Genomic DNA, 21,338 nt, shown 5'->3' on the forward strand with positions numbered 1-21,338 from the left:
TCTGTCTCAACCGCCGGCTCAGCGCGAGCGGATTCCCCACCTGGCGGCCCCCGACGGAGCGCGCCCGTCGAGCATTCGGCCCGCCTGCGAAAGATCCCGAATCGGCAAGTGCGCTTCCAGTCTCCTATCCGGTCCAGGACAGAGCTGTCGTGCGCCTTGGCGCGGTTAAGCAGTGGCGGACGGACGCCCGGTCTTCATTCGCAGGCGCGACCGCACCGCCCTCCATCGACTGGTCCATTGCAAGAATGGAATAGACGGCATTGATCGTGCAAATGACTCCAGCAGCCGCGCCAAGAATAAGCCGGCTGTGTCGGCGTCCGCGATCGCCATCGATCAGCGCGCGGCCCTCTTGCTCCTAATCCTTAATAAAAACAGCGGCGAGCCCAGTGATAGGGCCATCCACGGCCCGGACCGGAAACGCAATCAATCCGCCCTTCCCTGGAACCGTCGCCAGCCTATTGGATCCACTACGAACCGGAGAGATCAGACATGTCCTACGTCGCGCCCTCGGAATTCGGCATGAAGATGGTTGATGCGGGTGAAAAGAAGATCAAAATGGGGACCAGGGATTGCCTGATCAGGGCCTATCTGGGAGGTGCCATTCTGGCGCTTGCAGCGGTCATGGCAGTCACTATCACCGTTCAGTCGGGCTCCGCGCTCGCCGGCGCCATTCTGTTCCCCGTTGGATTCTGTATGCTCTATCTGATGGGTTTCGATCTGCTGACCGGCGTCTTCGTTCTGACACCGCTCGCCTGGCTGGACAGACGCCCCGGCATCACGATTTGGCGCGTATTGAAGCATTGGGCCTTTGTCTTTGTCGGGAACTTCGCGGGAGCCTTGACCACTGCAGTGCTCATGGCCATCGTTTTCACCTTTGGATTCTCGATCGAGCCCGGGGAGGTGGGTCAGAAGCTCGCTCATATCGGCGAGTCCAGGACGGTCGGCTACGCACAATATGGTGCGCAAGGCTGGTTGACCATCTTCATCCGGGCTTGCCTCTGCAACTGGATGGTCTCGCTGGGCGTGGTCGGCGCCATGATATCCACGACCGTCACCGGGAAGGTCATTGCCATGTGGATGCCAATCTTCCTCTTCTTCTACATGGGCTTCGAGCACTCGATCGTGAACATGTACCTCTTTCCATCCGGGCTGATGATGGGCGGCAACTTCACGATCATGGACTATCTCCTCTGGAACGAATTGCCGGTCGTCCTCGGAAATCTGGTTGGCGGTGTATCACTGACGGGTCTGACGGTCTATACGACGCATGTCAAGACCTCACCGGAGCACATTCTCTAGACGACTTAACGAACCGGATAGCCGTCGACTCAACGACGCGAGCGCAGAATCCCGGGTACTCGTGACACCGCTCTGCGGTGTCACGGATGCCAGGGCGCCTTGCGCAAAGGTCGCTCGCGGCAAGACATGCCTCTCGAGCGACGATCCGGAGCGCTCGATGAAATGGCTCGCGCCCAGCGTTTCGTATCGCTAGGATCACGTCCTATCCGGGATCATCCGGTTGCGAACACTTATCGTGATTTCTGGGGTACAGCGTCGCCGTGGCGAGGTGGCGTATCCCCGTGACTGATCACGGCCAAGATCACAGTCGGCAGGTACCGATACGACATGCGCGCGTCTGCGCTGAGGTCGTTCCACAACCAAGGGATCGAGGAATCGGATCCGCCGCATGCGTTGTTGCGCGAAGACCCGCGCCATCGGATCGCCATGGCTGCCGAGGCGGACCTCGCGAGTTCCCTGAAAGGCTTTGCTGCTTTGCTGAGCAGCCCTTTTAGGACCGACGCCACGCGGTGGTGCGCAGTGGCTACCTGTCCGAGCGCAGGGTGCAGACAGGCATTGGTGAGGTCGCGAAGGTGCGTGATCGCAGCGGAGGGGGCGCCGCCTTTCACCCCGGCCGTCGGCCACAGTGTCTGAAGCGCTCGCGCAGTATCCAGGCGTTCGTCCCCTGGCTCTGCCTCAAGGGAACTCCCACGGGCGATCGTCAAGAGGGATCCTCGGCGCTGCTCGACAAGCGGGCCAAGGCGCTGTCAGCCAAGGCCCTCGTGCCTCTCAAGCATCTGATGCAGTGCACGACGCCGCTCAGTGGGTTGTCGCCAATCGCAACGGTGTCCCCTCGCGATCGAACGCAATGTAGCTCGCAATCTGACCGCTGCGGACGGTATCGACCATCCGTTCGAGCGCCTGATCGATCGCGAGCGGCGTGGGCGGTCGGTTGCCGATCCCCGGCAGTGCGGCGGCGAAGATGACCGCCCAGTCGTCGATGTGCTCCTCGGCTTCGCTCGCGAATGCCTCGAAGCCGGAGATCTCGTGCAGGCCTCTGTCCACGCAGACGACAGGCGCCAGATGCCCGCCCTGGCCGGCTGCGTAGGACGCGGCCTGCTCCGGAGTGTGGTCGGCGGGCAGCTCGTTGCGCGTGAACACGAAAAGCAATTGCTGAGGCTCGGCTTGTTTCCGAGCCAGTTTCAGGAAATCGTCGAAGGACGTCAGTTTGAGTCCGGTCGTCATCTGTGCCATAGCCTCTTCGTCTCAGCCGAATTGGCGACGATGAATTCGCCGCGCGCTCACCCAGGCGTTCAGCACAAAACAGACCATCGATCGAGGGAATACCCTCAGCACCGACGCGAGGTACGGACGGGACGATTCCGGGACGTGCGACAGCGGCTCGGGACCTGTTGGCCGGGACAAAATGGCCTGGCGATCAAACGGCGGCGCGACACTTTGTCGCATCCACTCGCTCTGTCGCAACCGTTCGCGGTCGAGCCCGGTCGCTCGGCGCGGGAAGGCGCGCGGCCGTCAGGCGGCGGCCTTCGCGCGATCGATGGGGCTGCGCGTGTGGGCCTTGAAGCTGTCGATGAAGTGTTGATGGTACTTGCGCAGGTGCTTGTCCCGCGCATAAGCGATCTTGGTCACCTCCCATGGAAAGAGCGCGCTGAGATCCCGCAAACCCAGATCGGCGTCCTCCTCGGGCTGGTAGGCGAGCGCGGCGATGATGCCGACACCAAGCCCCTCGCGTACATAGGTCTTGATCACATCCGTGTCGGCGGCGCTCAAGACCACCCTCGGCCGCAATCCGGCCTTCGCGAAGGCGTCGCTGAACCCGCTCCGCCCAGTGAACCCGAAGACGTAGGTGACGAGCGGGTGCTCGCACAGACTGGCCAGGGTCAGGGACTCCAAGTCGAGCAGGGGATGCCCGAGGGACGCGATCAGCCCCCGGTTCCACCGATAACAGGGAATGGCGTGGAGACCGATCTCATCGCCGAGCGCCTCGGTACAGATGGCCAGATCCACGCGATCGCGCAGAACCAGATCCACCAGTTGACCCGGCGTCCCCTGATGGATCTGTAGCTCCACCTCCGGATAGGCACTGGCGAAACGCCGGATCACCGGCGGCAGCACGTAGCGCGCCTGGGTATGGGTCGCACCCAGCCGCAGCACACCACTCGCCTCCTCGACGTGATCGCGTCCCACCGCGAGTATATTGCCGGTCTGACGCAGTGCCTCCGCCGCGTAGCGCGCGACCAGCTCGCCCACCTCAGTCAGCCCGACCAGACGCTTGCCCTGGCGCACGAAAAGGGGCGCGCCGATCTCCCTCTCCAGGTGCTTGAGATGCTGGGTCACGGCCGACTGCACCAGGTGCAGCCGCTCGGCCGTGCGGCTGACGTTGAAGTGCGTCTCGACCAGGGTGACCAGGGATCGGAGTTGGCGCAGCTCCATATCATTTCTCGCGATAACGATTGATGAATCATCATTTTATGTCGTCTCACACGCCTGACTAGACTCTGGCGCACGGAGGCAATCGCCCGAACGGCGTCCAGCGTGACGCATGACCGATGCCAGGGGATTCCGAACGATGGCGCTGACACACCTGAACGCCTTGACCAGTCCGGTCGATGACCAGCAGCTTCGCGCACTCGAGATCGCGCTAAAGGATCTGTCGCCGACCCAGATCGCCTGGGTCAGCGGCTATCTGGCGGGCGTGAGCCGTGACGCGCTTACCACGGCCGCAACGCCGACCCCGGCCGGGACCATCAGCCTGTTCTACGGCTCGCAGACCGGCAATGCCAAGGCGGTCGCGGAGCGACTCGGCGAGCGGTTGCTCGGCCAGGAGCTGGATGTCCAGGTGCGCTCCATGGGCGACTTCGGTCCACGCCGGCTGACCAAGGAACGGCTGGTGCTCTTCCTCGTCAGCACCCACGGCGAGGGCGAGCCCCCGGACAGCGCCCGGGCCCTGCATGCCTTCATCCATGACCCGCGCGCGCCGCGTCTAGAGCAACTGAGCTACGCCGTCCTGGGTCTGGGAGATTCGAGCTACGAGCACTTTTGCCGGACGGCGGTCGAGTTCGATCGACGGCTCGCGGAACTGGGCGCGCGGCGCATCCTGCCGCTCCAGTGCTGCGATCTGGACTATCAGCCCGACACTCAGCGCTGGTCGGCGGATGTCCTGGAGCGGCTGGCCCAACTGGCGCCGGCCAGACCGAGCAACGTGGTGGCGCTGCCGGGCGGGCGCCCGAGCCCTTCCCGCGCCATCGGCAAGGATGCCCCCTACCCCGCGACCCTGCTGGAGAATCGCCGTATCACCACCCGGGATGCCGTCGCTGACGTACGCCATCTAGCCCTGTCGATCGATCCAAGCGCCCTGAGCTACCAGCCGGGCGACGCCCTGGGAGTCTGGTTCCACAACGACCCGGCGCTGGCGGACGCGGTACTGGCAACGCTCGGACTCGACGGCGAAACGCCAGTGCGTCTCGCCGACGGGGAGCTGGGTCTGCGCCAGGCCATGATCGAGCGCCTTGAGCTGACGCAGCTGCATCCGGCCAGCGTCCGCGCCTGGGCCGGGCTGGCGAAGGCGGACACGCTGAGCGCGCTGGCGACGGATGCCGCGGCCTTGCGGGCCTACGCAGGCGAGCGTCAGCTCATCGACCTGATCGCGGCCCATCCCGCGCGCGTCGATGCCGAGACACTGGTCGGCCTGCTCCGTCCGCTCCAGCCGCGCCTCTATTCGATCGCCTCCAGTCAGGCGGAGTGCGAGGACGAGGTCCATCTCACGGTTTCGGTACGGCGCTACCAGGCCCATGGGCGGGACCATCTCGGCGGGGCCTCCGGCTTCCTGGGCGAGCGGCTCGGTGAGCACGAACCGGTCCGCGTCTATGTCGCGGAGAACGAGTCCTTTCGTCTGCCGGCGAACGGGGACGCACCCCTGATCCTGATCGGCGCCGGTACCGGGATCGCGCCCTATCGTGCCTTCCTGCAACAACGTGCGGCCAATGGCGACCAGGGCCGCAATTGGCTGGTGTTCGGCAACCGGCACTACCATCGCGACTTCCTCTACCAGCTCGACTGGCAGGCCCAGCGCAAGGCCGGTCTGCTGCATCGAGTCAGCCTCGCCTTCTCGCGCGACGGGGCGGACAAGCGCTACATCCAGCATAGCCTGCGCGAAGAAGGCCGCGAGTTGCTGCGCTGGATCGAGGATGGCGCGCATCTCTACGTCTGCGGGGCAACCGCCATGGGCCAGGCCGTGCACCGCGCGCTGCTGGACATCCTGACCACCGAGGCCGGACAGGCCCCGGAGGCCGCCGAGCAGTTCCTCGACACCTTGCGCCGCGAGGCGCGCTACCACCGAGACCTCTACGCATGAGCACACCCCTTCACGAGAACGAGCACATCAAGGTCCGCAGCCGCTACCTGCGCGGCACGCTGAGCGAGAGCCTGGCCGATGGCCTGACCGGCGCGCTCGGCGGCGACGACGCGCAGATCAGCAAGTTCCACGGCTTCTACCAGCAGGATCATCGCGATCTGCGCCAGGAACGCCGGGAGCACTACCTGGAACCCTACTTCGGTTTCATGCTGCGCGCGCGTCTGCCGGGCGGGGTCTGCACGCCCGCTCAGTGGCTCGCCATCGACGGCATCGGCCGCGAACTGACCAGCGGCAGCTTGCGCCTGACCACCCGCCAGAGCTTCCAGTATCACGGCATCCTGAAACACAACCTCAAGTCGGTCATCCAGGGCATCAACCGGGCCATGATCGACTCGATCGGCGGCTGTGGCGACGTCAATCGCAACGTCCTCTGCAACCCCAATCCGGTCGAGTCGGCGCTGCACGAGGAGGTCCACGACTGGGCCAGGCGCATCAGCGAGCACCTGCTGCCGCGCACCCGCGCCTACCATGAGCTCTGGCTCGACGGCGAGCAGGTGGGTGGGGACGCCGAGCCCATCTATGGGGAGTCCTACCTGCCGCGCAAATTCAAGACCGCCGTAGCCGTGCCCCCGCACAACGACGTCGATGTCTACGCCAACGATCTGGGCTTCGTCGCCATCGCCGAGGACGAGCGATTGGTGGGATTCAACGTCCTGGCCGGCGGCGGCATGGGCGCCACCCATGGGGACCGATCAACCTTTCCGAGGCTGGCGGATGCACTTGGATTCATCACCCCAGAGCACACCCTCGCGATCGCCGAGGCCGTGGTCACCACGCAGCGCGACTTCGGCGACCGTCAGGACCGCAGCCACGCCCGGCTCAAATACAGCATCGAACGCATGGGCCTCGCGACCTTCCGCGCCGAGATCGAGCGACGCTCGGGCGTGCGCTTCGCTCCGGCCCGCCCGTTGCGCTTCACCGACCAGGGCGACCGCTATGGCTGGGTCAAGGGGCAAGACGACCGCTGGCATCTGACCCTCTACATCGAGAGCGGACGCCTGAGCGATGGCCCCGACCACAGCCCCATGGCAGGACTGCGCGAAATTGCGCGCATCCATGAGGGCGACTTCCGCATCACGCCGAATCAGAACCTGATCGTGGCGCGTGTGCCGGAGCGAGAGAAGGCCCGCATCGAGGCGCTGGCGCGCACGCATGGACTGCTGGCCGATGGTCGGTCGCCGCTGCGGCGCAGCGGCCTCACCTGCGTGGCGCTCCCGACCTGCCCCTTGGCCATGGCCGAGGCCGAGCGCTATTTCCCGGACTTCATCCATCAGGTGGAGCGTCTGGCCGACAGACACGGCGTCGCGGATCAGGGGATCGTGATCCGCATGACCGGCTGCCCCAACGGCTGCGCTCGCCCCTACCTCGCCGAACTCGCCCTGGTCGGCAAGGGGCCGGGCCGCTACAACCTCATGCTCGGCGGCGACGGCATCGGCACCCGGCTCAACCGGCTCTATCGCGAGAACCTCGACGAGGCAGGCATTCTCGCCGAGATCGACGGCCTGTTTGGGCGCTTCGCCGCGAACCGCCAACCGGGCGAGGGCTTCGGCGACTATCTGATCCGCGACGGCATCGTCCGGGCGGTGGTGAATCCAGCGGAGGACTTCCATGACTGAGACCAATCTCGACGCCATTCTGGCCGGCGACCGGGCCGCGCTCGACGCAATCAACCGGCGACTGGAGTCCAAGCGGGCAGAGGATCGCGCGCTCTGGGCCCTGGACGAACTGCCAGGGCGGCATGTCCTCACCTCCAGTTTCGGTGCCCAATCGCCCGTGCTGCTGCACATGCTGACCCGCCTGCGGCCCGACATCCCGGTGATCCTGATCGACACGGGCTATCTGTTCGCCGAGACCTACCGCCTGATCGACGAGCTGACCGACCGGCTCGCGCTCAACCTCCAGGTCTATCGGCCCGCGCTCTCCCCCGCCTGGCAGGAAGCGCGGCTGGGACGGCTGTGGGAACAGGGCTCGGGCGGTATCGACCGCTACAACTGGATCAACAAGGTCGAGCCGATGGACCGTGCCCTGAGCGAGCTGAAGGCCGGCACCTGGTTCGCCGGTCTGCGCCGCGAGCAGGCCCGCAGCCGCGCCGAACTGCCGGTCCTGCGGGTGCAGGACGGCCGCCTCAAGGTCCACCCGATCATCGACTGGCGCGAGTCGGACGTGCATCGCTACCTGCGCCGTCACGACCTCCCGGACCACCCGCTACGCGATCAGGGCTACGTCTCGATCGGCGACGTCCACACCACCGCGCGACTCCTGCCCGGCATGCTGGAGGAAGAGACCCGCTTCTTCGGCCTCAAGCGCGAATGCGGTCTGCATCGGTAGAAACCCATAAGTCGCCGGGCGACGCTTTTGGCGGCGCGCTACCGCATCCAGCGGGGCAGTGGTTCCGGTCAGACTGCATCGATATGCTGGAGCAAATCTCGAAATCGGGCTTGACTTGCCCCTTTCCGTTCCCCTGTCGACACTGGGCCTTCGATCGACTGTCGACCCCAGGAGACGAACGCATGCTGACTGAGTACATCGAAGAAGCCTTGAAGCGCGCACGCTATGAGATTATCGAGGACCCCGACGCTTCCTTCTATGGCGAGATCCCCGATCTACCGGGCGTCTGGGCGAGCGGAGCAACCTTAGAGGACTGTCGGCGCGAGCTGAAAGAGATGGTGGAGGGATGGATCCTGCTCAGCGTCAAGCGATCGTTGCCCATACCAAGGCTCGGTGATGCCGAGATCGCAGAGATCGGAGCCGAGGCCGCCTGATGCCAAAGCTGCCGCCGATCAGCCACGCCCAGCTCGTCGCGGGGCTGAAGCGGCATGGCTTCGAGGGACCTCATGCAGGTGGTAAGCACCTGTTCATGATCTAAGAGACTGTATAAGAAGTAACTTGCTGATTTTGATGGTCTTATTCTTGACGTTTTCTAGCCTTGAAGGCCATCTTAGAGGTCATCTCAACAGCAAGCTTTTGATTTGTCGATGGTCGGTTCCTCTACAGCGTCTAAGGATGAACTGCGGCTGACCATCCCGAATCCCCATGGCCAGGACATCGCCCCCGCCCTTTTGACGCGCATCCTCCGACAGGCGGGGATTGCCCGCAAGGACTGGCTCAACGGCTGATCGAGTCATTTCCAGTGACAATAGAGGCAACGCGCGCCAAGAGCCAGTGTCGGCTTGCCCAGTCGACCGCGGACGTCATCCGAGGCGCCCCTAGTGACAGCGGCTGAGACTCATCTATCAGTCGAGACAGAGTTCCCCGCGTCCCGGTTTCCCCGATTTCCGAAGGACGTCCTACCCCTAGTCGGGTCTCTTGCCCGTCATCAATATCCGTCTCTGGCCCGAATTTCGCTTCTTCTCAGGGCGTTCTACACCAGATCCAAAGGAGGATCGAGATGTCGCCCATGCTGCCAGAACAAGTCCGGGATCTCCTACGGCAAGTCCGCTTTCCCGGCCGCTCGCGTGACCTGGTCTCGCTCGGGTTCCTCAAGAGCATCGCCGTCGAAGGGTCGAGCATCGAGGTCGAGATCACGCCGGACTCGATCAATGCCGAAAAGGTCGCAATCATGGAGCGCGAGGTCCACGACCTGCTGCGCGAGGCGCGCTTCGAGACGATCGAGATCCACACCGAGCCGCCCTACGACGACGACTCACTGCTGCTCGGAGGGGCTTCCGTCAACCCGCTGCAAGTGGATCTGCGCGAGTATGGTCTGGATCCCATCCCGGACCCCGGACATGGGGGTGCGCCGCACCTGAAGGATCTCCTCGCGGCTGGCGAGGACAAGGCGGGCAAGCCAGCGAAGTCAAAAGGGCCGCCGACCGAGCCGCCCGCCGACTTCGAGCCGCCGCTCATCGAGGGGCCGCAGGGCAACGCGGACCCGACCTATGACGGCCCGATCCCGGTCTTTCAGTGGCAGGTCGATCCCGAGTCGCCCGAGGCGACCGCCAACAAGGTCAAGCTCAGCATCGACAGTTGGAACTATGTCGTCCTCTGGCTGAACCATTCCGAGCAGGATCTGATCTATGCCTCCGTGCATGCCCGGCACTGGATCTACTACAACGGCGAGGCCCGCCCGAATCCCGCCGGACGCACCGAAGGCGTCAACCTGGTCTACGACCGCCAACGCGCGGGCGTCGTCGCCATCTATGGCACCGTGAAGGATTTCCGGCCCTTCGTCGAAGCCTTCCGCCGCGCCTACCAAGGGGAAGCGGGCGAACCCGAGCCAGCGGCGGCCGAGGGGGCGGATCGCATCTGAGGACGCGTACCGTGAGGCGGGCAACCGCCTTCACGACCCTGATCATCACGCGCTTCCAGCCGCCAGCGACCGGATCCTGGCAATCCGACTCACGAGAGCACCTGCTCACGAAGCTCCCGCTCGAACTCCGGACACCCCGCCAAGCCGGTGTCTCTTCCCGCGGGTGAAGCAGCGGTAGCGCCGTCACCAGAGATCTGATCAGCAAGACCTGAGCGCCGACCGAGCAGATCGACCGCGACCGCGCGCCTGGCCTCGCCCCCGATCCAGTCAGGCGCGCGGACTTGCCGGCAAACCGATCCGCACTCCCGACGGTCGTCGACGGCCGTGATCAAATTCCGCTTCGCTGATTCACCAGTTTCCCAACTACTTATTCTCAAGACCGCATCAAAGCGACTGTTCTATCGAACAAGGCGATATTAGCGTCCAATAGATTCCATTTGTATCAGTATAGGAATACGGTATTCTTTTTATTGATCGCTGCTGAATTCCGCTCGTATCCCGTGATAACCGCAAGTCTTCGCAGCCTTGTGTCAACGTCATCTGCCGCTGTCCGGCAACAGGGATGCCCTATTCGAACGGCGATCGGGGGAATTCCGGGATAGGCCATCCCAAAGCCTCCCCCCTCGGGAGAGGAGACCCCGAAGGGGAGCGCCTTTTCTGAAAATCGCCTCGGATCCCGTGAGAAAGCGATCGCACCACTCATTTATAAGATAAGCCGTTGGGGGCGCACGCGCGCCCACCAGCGACCAACGAGGAGGAGGAGACCATGACATCCCAGCCACTCGAAAGCCGAGGGTTCGACCGCCCAGGCGACGACAGGCCCGCGCCGGACGCGGGCGACTCCATTCTCATCGTCGACGACGAGCCCGGAATGCTGAGCTTTATCGAGCATTCGCTCGCGCCGCATTTCGCGCGCGTGGAGACGGCGGCCGACGCCGACACCGCACGTACACTGGCCCGAGACCTTCATTTCGACCTCATGATCGTTGACATCCGACTTCAGGGCTCAGAGAGTGGATTGGCGTTGGCGCGCGAGATTCGTGACCGCCACCAGGCTGATCTGGATGTGATCTTCGTCACCGGCTACGCGGATATCTATGACGAGATCGACGCACTGCGCGACGCCTCGGCCGATGTCCTCAGAAAGCCCTTCCTCGCGGACCAACTGCTCACCGTGATCCAGCGTGCGCGCGAGCGGCGGCGCGTCGCGCACGAGCGGGCGCTGACCCAGCGCGAGCAGGATCGGCGGCCCGTCGCCAAGCGGATCGTGGGGGAGAGCGAGTCGCTCAAGGAGATCTGGCGGACCATTCATCGGCTCGCCCCCATGCCCTCGACGGTCTTGATCAAGGGCGAGACCGGCACCGGCAAGGAACTGGTCGCCCGCGCGCTCCATGATCTCAGCGACCGGCGCGGCAGCTATGTCCCGGTCAACTGCGGCGCCATTTCCGCCGACCTGATCGAGGGGGAGCTGTTCGGACACCTGCGCGGCTCCTTCACCGGCGCGCACCAGGCCCGCAACGGGCTCTTCAGCCATGCCGATGGCGGCACCCTCTTTCTCGACGAGATCGGCGAGATGCCACTCCCCTTGCAGGCGAAGCTGCTGCGCGTGTTAGAGGAGCGGCGTTACCGCCCGGTCGGCGGTAACCAGGAGATCCCGGTCAACGCACGGGTGATCGCCGCGACCAACCGCGATCTGGCCGCCGAGGTGCTCGCCGGGCGCTTCCGCAAGGATCTCTATTACCGCATCAACGTCGTCGATCTGCGCCTGCCGCCCTTGCGCGAGCGCCGAGGCGACATCCCCTTCCTCGCGGGCTATTTCCTCAACGTCCTGTCCACCGAGTTGGGTGTCCCCAACGCAGAACTCAGTCCTTGGGATCTGGAACAGCTCATGGGCTACGACTGGCCAGGCAACTGCCGCGAGCTGCGCAACGTCATCGAGCGCTCGCTGCTCCTCGGCAAACCCGTCGCTCAACTGCTCTGCATCACGCCCCCGCAAGCGCCGGGCGCGAGCGAGAGCGCCCTGGGGTCCGGTCCGGCCTCGCTGGAACGGGTGCAGCGCGCACATATCCTGAGTGCCCTCGCCGCCGCCGACGGCAACAAGACAGTCGCGGCGCGCGCGCTGGGGGTGTCGAGAAAGACGGTGGAGCGCAAACTCAAGGATTGGAGTCAGCCGGACAATGTGAGCGAAGCGGACTAACGTCGGCGATCCGATGACTCGCCAAGGCGTCCGCCCATTCCTGGCCCGGCTGCGCGCCCGGCTCACCGGGGCCGAATCGCCGAGCGGCTCCGACCATCGAGCGGTCTCGCAGCCCAAAGACGGCGAGGAGGAGATCGCCCGCCTCAGCCAACGCATCGAAACCCTCACCGCCACGCTGCGCGAGACCCGTCACGAGCATCTGGCCCAGGCCGAGAAGCTCGCCGCCGTCGGTGAGCTGATCGCCGGCATCGCCCATGAGCTGAACAACCCGCTCGCCATCATGCTCGGCCACATGGAGCTGCTGATCCGTGAGCTGGGACCGGAAACCTGGTCGGTGCGCCAGGAGGTCGAACTCATCTTCCAGCAGATCGAACGATCACGCGGAATCATCGACAGCCTGCTGCGGATCACCCGGCCGATGGACGACATCCGGGTTCTGGAGCCGTCCGAGCTGGAGACCTTGATCGAGGAATGCCTGAGTCTCGTCCTCCAGGAGGCGCGCCGCTCGGATGTCGAGGTCCGGACCGATCTGCAAGCGACCCTGGGGGTAAGGATCAGCCGCCAGGATCTGCGCCAGGTCATCCTCAACCTGCTCGTGAATGCGGTGCACGCGGTCGAGGCCAACCAGGGGACGATCGCGATTCGCTCCCGGGATCTGGAGTCGCGCGGCATCCTCATCGAGGTCGGGGATAGCGGCCCCGGGATACCGCCCGATGTCGTCGACAGGATCTTCCGCCCCTTCTTCACGACCAAGGGCGCGGGACGCGGAACGGGGCTCGGGCTCTCGGTCAGCACGGGGCTCATCCGCCGCTATGGCGGGGCGCTGACCCTGGAGTCCACCTCCAGGCAGGGGACCGAATTCCGGATCTGGGTGCGGCGCGAGCCGATCTTCGACGAGCACGACAACTGGCTCGCCAAGACCCTGGTGTCGAGCCTGGAAGCGCGACCGCGGCAACCGCCCTGGGTCTGGCGCAAGGACTCGCCCGCGTCGCCTTGCCCGCGTTTCGAGACGCGTGCGTACTGGACCTGGCCGGGCCTGACGGCGACCTCAACGCCCCACACGTCGGTCAACCTCCGGTCATGTTCATGTGACGAAAGATCACCGGTTTGGCCTGGAGATCGAACGCGTGACCCCGGGGCTTGAGGTCCATGGCGGCGACGATGGCCCGCTTGACCCGATCGTCATCGGTCGGATTGGCGTGCAGGACGCGCCGCAGATCGCTCGAATGCTCCTGACCCAGACAGAGCAGTAACCGCCCGAGCGCCGTGACCCGGACCCGATTGCAGTCGCCGCAGAAGTTGTGACTGTGGGGCGAGATGAAGCCGACGCGCGTCTCCTCTCCGGCAATCTGGAAGTATTTGGACGGGCCGCCGGTGCCGTCGATGGTCGGCACGAGGTCAAAGTGCTCGGCGAGGTCGCGCCGGATCGCGTCGCTGGAATAGTAGGCCTCCGCCCGGTCGTGATCGCCGATCACACCCAGTGGCATCTCCTCGATGAAGCTGATGTCGATCCCGCGCTCGATGGCGAAGCGCACCAGGTCGACGACCTCGTCATGATTGCGGTGCTTGAGCACCACGGTGTTGAGCTTGATCCGCTGGAAGCCGACGCGACGCGCCGCTTCCAGCCCGCTCAAGGTCTTACCGATCTCGCCGACCCGGGTGATGGCGCGAAAACGCTCCGGAATCAAGGTGTCCAGGCTGATGTTGATCCGGCTCACGCCGGCATCCCTCAGCGCGCCCGCATAGCGCCCGAGCTGGGTCGCGTTGGTTGTGAGGGTGAGATCCCGCACGCCGGACAGCGCGCCCAACTGCTCGAACAGCCAGATCACGTTGGGCCGCACCAAAGGCTCGCCGCCGGTCACACGCAGCTTGGTTACACCCAGCTCGCTGAACAGACGGCCGAGTCGCGCCATCTCCTCCAGGGTGAGGAGCTGCGCGCGCGGCAGGAAGGTCATCTTCTCCGACATGCAGTAGACGCAGCGCAAATCACAGCGATCCGTGACAGACAAGCGAACATAGGTGACCCGGCGACCGAATCGATCGATCAGACCAGCCACTGGGTTTCCGCACTGGGCGGCGGGTGGAGCGGGTTGTTGCCGATTCACGCGGTCTCCTAATGGTGATTGACGAGTGCGCATGACTCCCGAGCCCTTACCGAGAGCATGCGTATTGGTTCCCGCCACCCTCGGTCGACAGGATCTAAGCAGACTCCGTGCCATACCACGGACGACCCGTCTGTGTTAGGTCGTCAGCCTCAACACCTATCGGTTTCCCGAAATCAACCGGAACAGCCGCTCCAAGCCTGCGTAGCCAGGCCATCCTGGCCTGGTTTGCCAGGGCTGAAGGCCCTGGCTATATAAAACCGATAGGTGGTGAGGGTCGTCAGCCCATCATCTTGCGTCGCGACCGGGACAAAGAGTCTCGACGCCGTTCATCGATCGGGGCGTTTTGTCTCAACCCCGTTGGAGGGATGGGCAAAGCTCGCCCAACTCGGCCAAGACCGAGCATCGAGTCGGGATCACGCATCGACTTTCCATCTCCGTCTCTGCACGCGAGCTTTGCCCATCCTTAGCAATTTGAACCACGGAGATTTGAGGATGGGTTTCGCTGCGCTAACCCCGACGCCCCACGTTCTGGCGCGTGATGTGCATAAGGCATCCCAAAGAGGAGACCATACAACTCTCGGGAGCCACGTCGCCTTGCTGAACCGATGTCGCCGATCTGCAGCCACTGCCCGGATTGATCTCGACCTGGCCCCGTGCTTTCATCCTCCTCGTCTCCGTTCGTGTGAGACGTTTTGCGAACCGGCACCCGCCGGTTTTTTTTCGATACCGGCACTTGGGCCATGCCGCGCCGCGACGACGCCTGGTCCGTCATCCATCACCCAACATCATCGCGGTGGCAACGCAGTTTCGATTCGACCATCAACCGAGGTTGCGCGCAGCCATGACCGCCATCGTCATCGCCGTTGCATCGAGCGAGAGGCACAGCTTCTCCAAGCAGACCAGGCCGAGCATTCGTCTGCTGGCGGGGCTTGGCGTCGAGGGTGACGCGCACTGCGGCGCGACCGTCCAGCACCGCTCTCACGCCAGGCGCGATCCGGCCCGACCGAACCTGAGGCAGGTGCACCTGGTGCAAAGCGAACTCTTCGAGGCGCTTGCCGCGCGTGGCTTCGCGATCGATCCCGGCGGCATGGGCGAGAACATCACCACGCGCGGCATCGACCTCCTGTCGCTCCCGCAAGGCACCGAGCTGACCGTCGGAGCCCAGGTCGTGATCCAACTCACGGGGCTGCGCAGCCCCTGCGCCCAACTGGATGCCTACCGGCCCGGACTCATGGCGGCCGTGCTCGACCATGACCCGGACGGCCGTCTCATCCACAAGGCAGGGGTCATGGGCGTCGTGGTGAACGGGGGAACACTGGCCGTGGGGGACGCGATCCGCGTGCGCTTGCCGGCCGAGCCCTATCACGGGCTCGAACCGCTGTAGACCCTGGTGGTGGCCAAGCGAGCGGCCGAGCGACTCGCTTCCCGGGCTTCCCACCCCGCGAATCGCCCCCCGGCGCTTGATGCGAATCAAGGCGTCAACCGTGCCATGCTCTTGCAATGGCCGTCGATCCGCCAACTGATCGTCTCCGATCGGTCAGTGTCGGATGACTGCCGACAGTGCCTGCGGGACTGCCTGCAAGTGCGCCTTCTCACGGCCGCTTGCCGCCCGCCTGACCGCAAGCAGCGCCCGGCGCATGGCCTCGCCGCGCCCTCAACGGAGGATCTCCACAATGAACCTGAATCCATCCCTGGCCTTCTCTGACCCGCTTTCCGCCGAGGACCAGATCGCCGAGACCAACCTCACGGATGACGACATCCTGGAGGCGATGCGCGAGATTCCCGGCTACCTCGACATCACCACGAGCGATTTCCGTGCCCTCTATCACCTCGCCCATCGCCACGCGGTCGATCGGCTCTTCAGCGACATCACCGCGGGGCGGCTGATGCGCCGGGAGGTCCGTCCGCTGACGCCTGACACCCCGCTCGCGGAGGCCATCCCCAGTTTCGTGCGGCAGGATCTGAAGTCGCTGCCGGTGGTGGACGGGCAGCGACGCGTCCTCGGCATCCTGACCGAAACCGATGTGCTGCGCGGCCTGGGGGCGGAAACCTTCCTCGCCCTGCTCGCGCGGGTGATCGCGGACGCCAAGTGCATCAAGTCCGAGCAGCACCATCGGCCTGTCTGCGAGCTTATGACCGCACCCGTGGTGAGCGTCCCGCTGGACGCCGGCATGCGCGAGCTGCTCGCCGCCTTCTCCCGCCATGCCGGCCGCGCCATGCCGGTGCTCACGAACGACGGCCGCCTGGCGGGTCTGCTCCCGCGTAAGGTCTTCCTGAACGCCTGCCACCCGGACCGTCGACCATGAGGCTCCGGCCCTCGGGCCTCAAGTCCTACCTCGGCAAGATGCGCGGCAGCACCCACGGCAGCCCGCCTCGGGTTCGCCTGCCAGAGGTGCTCTGGTCCTGGGCGGGCGCCTTCCTGGGGATCACCGCCGTCGGCTGGCTCAATCAGCGGTTCTTCGCCGACGCCGATCTGACGCTCACCATCGGCTCGATTGGCGCCTCGGCGGTGCTGGTCTTCGGCGCGGTGCGCAGTCCGCTCGCGCAGCCGCGCAACCTCATCGGCGGACACGTCCTCTCTGCGCTGGTGGGGGTGACCTGCTGGCAGTGGCTGGGCGGCGATCCCTGGCTGACGCAGTCGGTCGCGGTCGCCACCGCCATCGCCCTCATGCATCTGACCCGCACACTGCACCCGCCCGGCGGGGCGACCGCGCTCATCGCCGTCATCGGCTCCGACCAGGTGCATGCCATGGGCTATCTCTTCGTCCTGATCCCGGCCACGCTAGGACCGCTGGTGCTGCTCGCCGTGGCGCTGCTCGTCAACAATATCCCCGCCGCCCGGCGCTATCCGGAGTTCTGGTTGTAGCCGGCTCGACCACTTCGAACGGCGGGCCACGCGTCTGCGACATCCGCGACGGTCGCACGCAATAGGAGGCTGGGGAGGGCGGGGGGGGAGTGAGTGGTGGGGCGGCCGGGCGATCCGATTCAGGCGCCCCCCGTCGCCGCCCCCTCAACCACCAGCGCGCGCAGCGTGGCGAGCGCGGTCATGAGCTCGGTGGAGTCGCTGTCGCCCGGATAGACGACATAGGTTGGCAGGGTCAGGGTCGGGCTCCCGCAGATCCGGTGCAGACAGCCGCCGCGCAGGTAGCTGGCGGCAACCCGCTCGGGCACGAAACAGCTGCCGCCGTTGGCAAGGATCAATTGCAAACCCAGCCAGCCGATGTTGGCGGTCTGGGCGGGCCGCTCCAGGTCCGGATAGACCTTGCGGTGCTGAGCGTAGAAGGTCGGTCCCCAGTCGACATAGATATAGCCGTCGTCCAGCGCGGGCTGTTCCGGGTCGTTGCCGACCAGGATCAGGGTCTCGTCGAACAGGTGCTCAACCTGGATGCCGGCGCCCTGCCGCGGGCTGTACATCAAGGCCAGATCCATGGTCCCGGCGATGATGCGGCGCATCAGGTCCTCCTCAAAACCGATCTCGGTATTGAGCGAGATGTCCGGCGCCGAAGCGCGCATGCGCCCGGCCCAGCGCGGGAGGAAGTCGTCCCAGAGCGCGATGCGCGCGCCGATCGTCAGACTGGCACGAAAGCGGCTCGGCAGGCCGACGTCGTGACGCGCCTGCTCGAAGGTGAGCAGCAGGGTCTTGGCGTGGCGCAGAAAGCGTTGGCCGGCCTGGGTCAGGCTGGCACCCGAGCGGTTGCGCACGAACAGCCGGGCGCCGAGTCCCTGCTCCAGGTTCTGGATGCGCGCGCTGACGGTCGACTGGGTGACATGCACCCGCTCGGCGGCCTCCAGGAAGCTACCGTGGGCGGCGACCGCGAGAAAGGTCTTGATCTGGTCGATGTCCATGCCCTGTCCTTCAAGATCGGGCGCCTAATTATATCGAACATTCCGATAGCAACTAGCGATAGATTTCGTTTTTCTTTGACCATGATCGCCGTTACTTTGATCCCGTCTGAGTTAGTGTGGGCTCGGGGCGAATCGCCGTCCACCGAGCCACGGGATGTCGTAACCGTCGGAGATGAGACGATGATCGCAGTCAGAATTTCCATGAAGGCCACCCATGAGCCCCTAAAACGCACCCCTGTGGTGCTACGTCTGGACGCGGACGGGAGCGAGACCCCGCCGGTGCTGACCGACCGCGCGGGCATCGCCAGCTTCGACCTGCCACCAACCAGCGGCACCATTCTAGTCTCCGGGGTGGAGCGCTACGAGGGCCGGCTCGACGGTGAGATCCCGATCGAGCTGTGGTCCATCACCCAATCCGAGCGGGACTCGCGCGGACTCCCCGGCGAATTCCCGGCGGGCAGCAACGCCTACCCGAGCATGACCACCCGCGCGGTGCAGGTCGGCGCGCGTGCCATCCTGACCGACAGCGAGGGCTATCTGGTTGACCCCTCGGACTGGTCGGAGGACTTCGCCCGCGCCCTGGCCGACCAGGAGGGGCTGGTCTTGACCGAAGAACATTGGGAAGTGATCCGTTTCCTGCGCGCCCGTTTTGCTCACAAAGGCATCCAGGCGACGGTACGGGACATGATCCTTCACTTCCGCAACGTCTGGGGGCGCGAGCGCGGCAGCAATCGCTACCTCCATCAGATCTTTCCGCGCGGCGGACCGCAGAAACAGGGCAATCGACTGGCCGGGCTGCTGCGGACCAAGGGTGAGCATTGAGGACAGGATTGACGATCCATGTCACGGCAGGAAGCGTCCCGCCGTTTGACCGACATCAAGGCCAGCGGTCGGCGCGGCGGCTAGCGTGCGTGAACGCGTCGCTACAGCCACCAGGTCCAAGCCCCTATGGTCTCCGCCTCCCGCCTCCAGTCCATCCCCGTCCTCGCGCTCGGATTCCGTGCCTTCTTTCTGGCCGCCGGTGTCGCGGCCATCCTCAGCGTCGCCGTCTGGCTGGCGATCCTGAGCGGGCTCTGGCCCCAACCGAGCCATCTCGCCGGCACCGCCTGGCATGCCCACGAGATGCTCTTCGGCTATCTCGCCGCTGTGATCGCCGGCTTCCTGCTGACCGCCGTGCGCAATTGGACCGGGATGGCGACGGCGAGCGGCGCCCCACTCGCCGCGCTGGTCGGGCTTTGGCTAGCCGGTCGGCTCGCGCCCTGGTTGGGGCTGCCTCCATGGTTGGTCGCCCTCATCGATCTCGCCTTCTTCCCGGCCCTGGCGCTCGCACTCTGGCGACCGCTCTGGAGCGGTCCCAATCCGGTCAATCGGGTCTTTCTGGCGGTCTTCGCGGGCATGACCCTGGCGGGGGCGATGGTGCATCTGGATGCGCTCGGCCTGATCGCCGGCGGCGCGACGCGCGGTCACCGTCTGATGCTGGACCTGGTGGTGCTGGTCATGCTGCTGGTCTCGGGCCGGGTGATGCCCTTCTTCATCAAGAGCGGCATCGCGAACGCGCGGCCCCGGGTGTTTCCGCTCTTGGAGCGACTGGTTTTTATTGTGGCCGCCGGGCTTTTGGTGATCGATCTCGTCCAGCCCATGGGCCGGATCGCGGGCGGCCTGGCACTCACGCTAGGTCTCCTACAACTGACGCGGCTGATCGGCTGGCACGATCGGCGGATCTGGACCACGCCCATGCTGACCGTGCTCTACGTCGGTCTGCTCTGGCTTGCGCTCGGCCTGATCCTGGATGGACTGCCCGCCTTTGCCGCCATGACGCCGCGCAGCGCTTTGCACACGCTGACGATCGGCGCCATCGGCGTCGTGACGTTGGGCATGATGTCGCGGGTGACGGTGGGACACACGGGACGGCCGATGCAGGCGGCAGCGCTGACGCTCGTCGCCTTCGTGCTAATCAACCTGGCGGCGGCGCTGCGCGGTCTCGGACCCTTGCTCGTTCCTGCCGGCTACCAGGTCTGGCTGATGGCCGGGGGCCTCTGCTGGATCCTGGCCTTTGGGCTCTTTCTCTGGGTGCATGCCCCAATGCTGCTCAGCCCGCGACCGGATGGCCGGCCGGGGTGACGCGGTCAGACGCGTGCCTCACCCATCGCGCTTGCGGGCTTTCAACCTGGGCACGGGGCGCCATTTGTCGAGCATGTGGCCGAGGCTCAGGATGGGATGGGGAAGCAGCATGCGCGGGCCGGCGTAGCGCATGACCGCGCGCGTGCGCTCGCGCAGGACCGCCGCGTAGCAATGGACCTCGCACAGATTACAGGCGGGCTTCTCCTCCTGGAAGGGACAGGTGTCTAGGCGGCGCTGGGCATAGTCGAGCAAGCCGGCGCATTCCTCGCAGAGTTCGCGAGCGCTGGCATGATGATCGCGACAATAGATCGCCATCATGGCGGCGATGGTCTTCTTCTCGCGGGTGATGCGACGTCCGGCTGACATGGGCGATCCTCTGGTTTCGGGGCCGCAAGTCCGAGCAGGCGACCGGCGGTGCTGCGAAGGAATTCGGTGCTGGAGTTTTCCCGGGGGGCCTGGGAGTCGCCTTGACAAAGATCAAATCGGTACGCGGCGTCGCGCGATCGAGATGACCCGTATGCCAAGCTGGATTGAGCCCAAACCGCAAGGCTTTACATCGAAGGGGAACGACATGACCGAACACTTTGCCGAGCAGGCATTTCTTCCGCTCAAGATCGCGATCCTCACCGTCTCCGATAGCCGGGGCGAGGACCGGGACACCTCCGGTCACTTTCTGAGAGAGCGCGCCGAGGCGGCCGGACACGCCGTCGTCGCCAAGGAGATCGTGCCCGACGATCGCTATCGATTGCGGGCCATCGTCTCGCGCTGGATCGCCGATCCCCAGGTCAATGTCATCCTGAGCACCGGCGGAACCGGGGTCACCGGACGCGACAGCACCCCCGAGGCCGTCGTGCCGCTGTTCGACAAAGACATCGAAGGCTTCGGCGAATTGTTCCGGCAGCTCTCCTTCGCCGAGATCGGCGCCTCGACCATCCAGTCCCGCGCCGTCGCCGGCCTGGCCAACGGCACCTTCGTTTTCTGCCTACCCGGCTCCACCGGCGCCTGTCGCACCGCCTGGGAGAGCATCCTGCAGCCCCAACTGGACATCCGCACCCGCCCCTGCAATTTCGCGCAACTCATCCCGCGTCTGCGCGAACACTGAGATGA

General features: G+C 65.3%; 21 protein-coding genes. 16 read left to right on the top strand and 5 right to left on the bottom strand.

Translation table 11 applies throughout. From position 1 onward, the window contains the following. Positions 1-489: 489 nt before the first annotated feature. Positions 490-1,299 carry a formate/nitrite transporter family protein gene (locus G3480_RS10300; protein WP_164653802.1) on the top strand — a complete coding sequence of 270 codons (810 nt, stop codon included), beginning with the start codon at positions 490-492 and terminating at the stop codon, positions 1,297-1,299. 798 nt (positions 1,300-2,097) lie between these two features. On the opposite strand, the gene G3480_RS10305 is transcribed toward G3480_RS10300, so the two are convergent. Together G3480_RS10305 and G3480_RS10310 are read right to left on the bottom strand one after the other, a co-directional pair. After that, entirely contained in the window at positions 2,098-2,523 is a 426-nt protein-coding gene (locus G3480_RS10305; protein WP_164653803.1) for a ribonucleotide reductase subunit alpha, read from the bottom strand. Positions 2,524-2,811: 288 nt separating this feature from the next. Beyond that, on the bottom strand, positions 2,812-3,732 hold the full coding sequence (locus G3480_RS10310; protein WP_164653804.1) for a LysR substrate-binding domain-containing protein: 921 nt from the start codon (positions 3,730-3,732) through the stop codon (positions 2,812-2,814). A gap of 136 nt (positions 3,733-3,868) precedes the next feature. Here G3480_RS10310 and G3480_RS10315 point away from each other — a divergent pair, with 136 nt between their 5' ends. The 9 genes from G3480_RS10315 to G3480_RS10350 all read left to right on the top strand — a co-directional run bounded on the left by G3480_RS10315 (position 3,869) and on the right by G3480_RS10350 (position 13,303). Continuing rightward, the gene (locus G3480_RS10315) at positions 3,869-5,653 is read left to right on the top strand and encodes an assimilatory sulfite reductase (NADPH) flavoprotein subunit (RefSeq protein WP_164653805.1); all 1,785 of its coding nucleotides are present in this window, start codon (positions 3,869-3,871) and stop codon (positions 5,651-5,653) included. Next, entirely contained in the window at positions 5,650-7,329 is a 1,680-nt protein-coding gene (cysI, locus tag G3480_RS10320) for an assimilatory sulfite reductase (NADPH) hemoprotein subunit (RefSeq protein WP_164653806.1), read from the top strand. The genes G3480_RS10315 and cysI overlap by 4 nt, the downstream gene beginning before the upstream one ends. Then, the gene (locus tag G3480_RS10325; RefSeq protein WP_164653807.1) at positions 7,322-8,041 is read left to right on the top strand and encodes a phosphoadenylyl-sulfate reductase; all 720 of its coding nucleotides are present in this window, start codon (positions 7,322-7,324) and stop codon (positions 8,039-8,041) included. Before cysI ends, G3480_RS10325 begins: the two co-directional genes overlap by 8 nt. Positions 8,042-8,223: 182 nt before the next feature. Further along, a complete protein-coding gene (locus G3480_RS10330; RefSeq protein WP_164653808.1) occupies positions 8,224-8,475 on the top strand; it encodes a type II toxin-antitoxin system HicB family antitoxin in 252 nt (83 codons plus the stop codon). Further along, entirely contained in the window at positions 8,475-8,579 is a 105-nt protein-coding gene (locus tag G3480_RS29725) for a type II toxin-antitoxin system HicA family toxin (RefSeq protein ID WP_476718466.1), read from the top strand. Before G3480_RS10330 ends, G3480_RS29725 begins: the two co-directional genes overlap by 1 nt. Before the next feature lie 109 nt (positions 8,580-8,688). Beyond that, positions 8,689-8,829, top strand: a complete 141-nt coding sequence (locus tag G3480_RS10335) for a type II toxin-antitoxin system HicA family toxin (protein WP_164653809.1) — start codon at positions 8,689-8,691, stop codon at positions 8,827-8,829. A gap of 272 nt (positions 8,830-9,101) precedes the next feature. Next, entirely contained in the window at positions 9,102-9,962 is an 861-nt protein-coding gene (locus tag G3480_RS10340) for an iron-sulfur cluster assembly protein (protein WP_164653810.1), read from the top strand. Between the two features lie 766 nt (positions 9,963-10,728). Next, complete coding sequence (locus G3480_RS10345) at positions 10,729-12,159, top strand: sigma-54-dependent transcriptional regulator (RefSeq protein WP_164653811.1); 1,431 nt, start codon at positions 10,729-10,731, stop codon at positions 12,157-12,159. 13 nt (positions 12,160-12,172) lie between these two features. Beyond that, positions 12,173-13,303, top strand: a complete 1,131-nt coding sequence (locus G3480_RS10350; RefSeq protein WP_164653812.1) for a sensor histidine kinase — start codon at positions 12,173-12,175, stop codon at positions 13,301-13,303. Here the strand turns inward: G3480_RS10350 and moaA are convergent. Beyond that, on the bottom strand, positions 13,227-14,264 hold the full coding sequence (gene moaA, locus G3480_RS10355; RefSeq protein WP_338114110.1) for a GTP 3',8-cyclase MoaA: 1,038 nt from the start codon (positions 14,262-14,264) through the stop codon (positions 13,227-13,229). The two genes, G3480_RS10350 and moaA, sit on opposite strands and share 77 nt — an antisense overlap. Before the next feature lie 841 nt (positions 14,265-15,105). Here moaA and G3480_RS10360 point away from each other — a divergent pair. The 3 genes from G3480_RS10360 (at position 15,106) to G3480_RS10370 (ending at position 17,130) form a co-directional block, all read left to right on the top strand. After that, positions 15,106-15,648, top strand: a complete 543-nt coding sequence (locus tag G3480_RS10360; RefSeq protein ID WP_164653814.1) for an MOSC domain-containing protein — start codon at positions 15,106-15,108, stop codon at positions 15,646-15,648. A 289-nt stretch (positions 15,649-15,937) separates the two neighbouring features. Then, entirely contained in the window at positions 15,938-16,570 is a 633-nt protein-coding gene (locus G3480_RS10365) for a CBS domain-containing protein (protein WP_164653815.1), read from the top strand. Continuing rightward, a complete protein-coding gene (locus G3480_RS10370; RefSeq protein WP_164653816.1) occupies positions 16,567-17,130 on the top strand; it encodes an HPP family protein in 564 nt (187 codons plus the stop codon). Before G3480_RS10365 ends, G3480_RS10370 begins: the two co-directional genes overlap by 4 nt. 119 nt (positions 17,131-17,249) lie before the next feature. Here G3480_RS10370 and G3480_RS10375 read toward each other — a convergent pair whose 3' ends face one another. Next, positions 17,250-18,110: a LysR family transcriptional regulator gene (locus G3480_RS10375; RefSeq protein ID WP_164653817.1), complete on the bottom strand. Its 861-nt coding sequence runs from the start codon at positions 18,108-18,110 to the stop codon at positions 17,250-17,252. 180 nt (positions 18,111-18,290) lie between these two features. On the opposite strand from G3480_RS10375, the gene G3480_RS10380 reads away from it, so the two are divergent. Both G3480_RS10380 and G3480_RS10385 read left to right on the top strand, forming a co-directional pair. Further along, positions 18,291-18,932 carry a TusE/DsrC/DsvC family sulfur relay protein gene (locus G3480_RS10380; RefSeq protein WP_164653818.1) on the top strand — a complete coding sequence of 214 codons (642 nt, stop codon included), beginning with the start codon at positions 18,291-18,293 and terminating at the stop codon, positions 18,930-18,932. Between the two features lie 126 nt (positions 18,933-19,058). Continuing rightward, on the top strand, positions 19,059-20,231 hold the full coding sequence (locus G3480_RS10385; RefSeq protein WP_164653819.1) for an NnrS family protein: 1,173 nt from the start codon (positions 19,059-19,061) through the stop codon (positions 20,229-20,231). A gap of 18 nt (positions 20,232-20,249) precedes the next feature. Here G3480_RS10385 and G3480_RS10390 read toward each other — a convergent pair whose 3' ends face one another. Beyond that, positions 20,250-20,597 (bottom strand): nitrous oxide-stimulated promoter family protein, encoded by a 348-nt coding sequence (locus G3480_RS10390; protein ID WP_164653820.1) that lies wholly within the window; start codon positions 20,595-20,597, stop codon positions 20,250-20,252. A 205-nt stretch (positions 20,598-20,802) separates the two neighbouring features. Here G3480_RS10390 and moaB point away from each other — a divergent pair, with 205 nt between their 5' ends. Then, the gene (gene moaB / locus G3480_RS10395) at positions 20,803-21,333 is read left to right on the top strand and encodes a molybdenum cofactor biosynthesis protein B (RefSeq protein WP_164653821.1); all 531 of its coding nucleotides are present in this window, start codon (positions 20,803-20,805) and stop codon (positions 21,331-21,333) included. Positions 21,334-21,338 lie beyond the last annotated feature (5 nt).

This window comes from Thiorhodococcus mannitoliphagus, from assembly GCF_010915725.1.
GTDB lineage: Bacteria > Pseudomonadota > Gammaproteobacteria > Chromatiales > Chromatiaceae > Thiorhodococcus > Thiorhodococcus mannitoliphagus.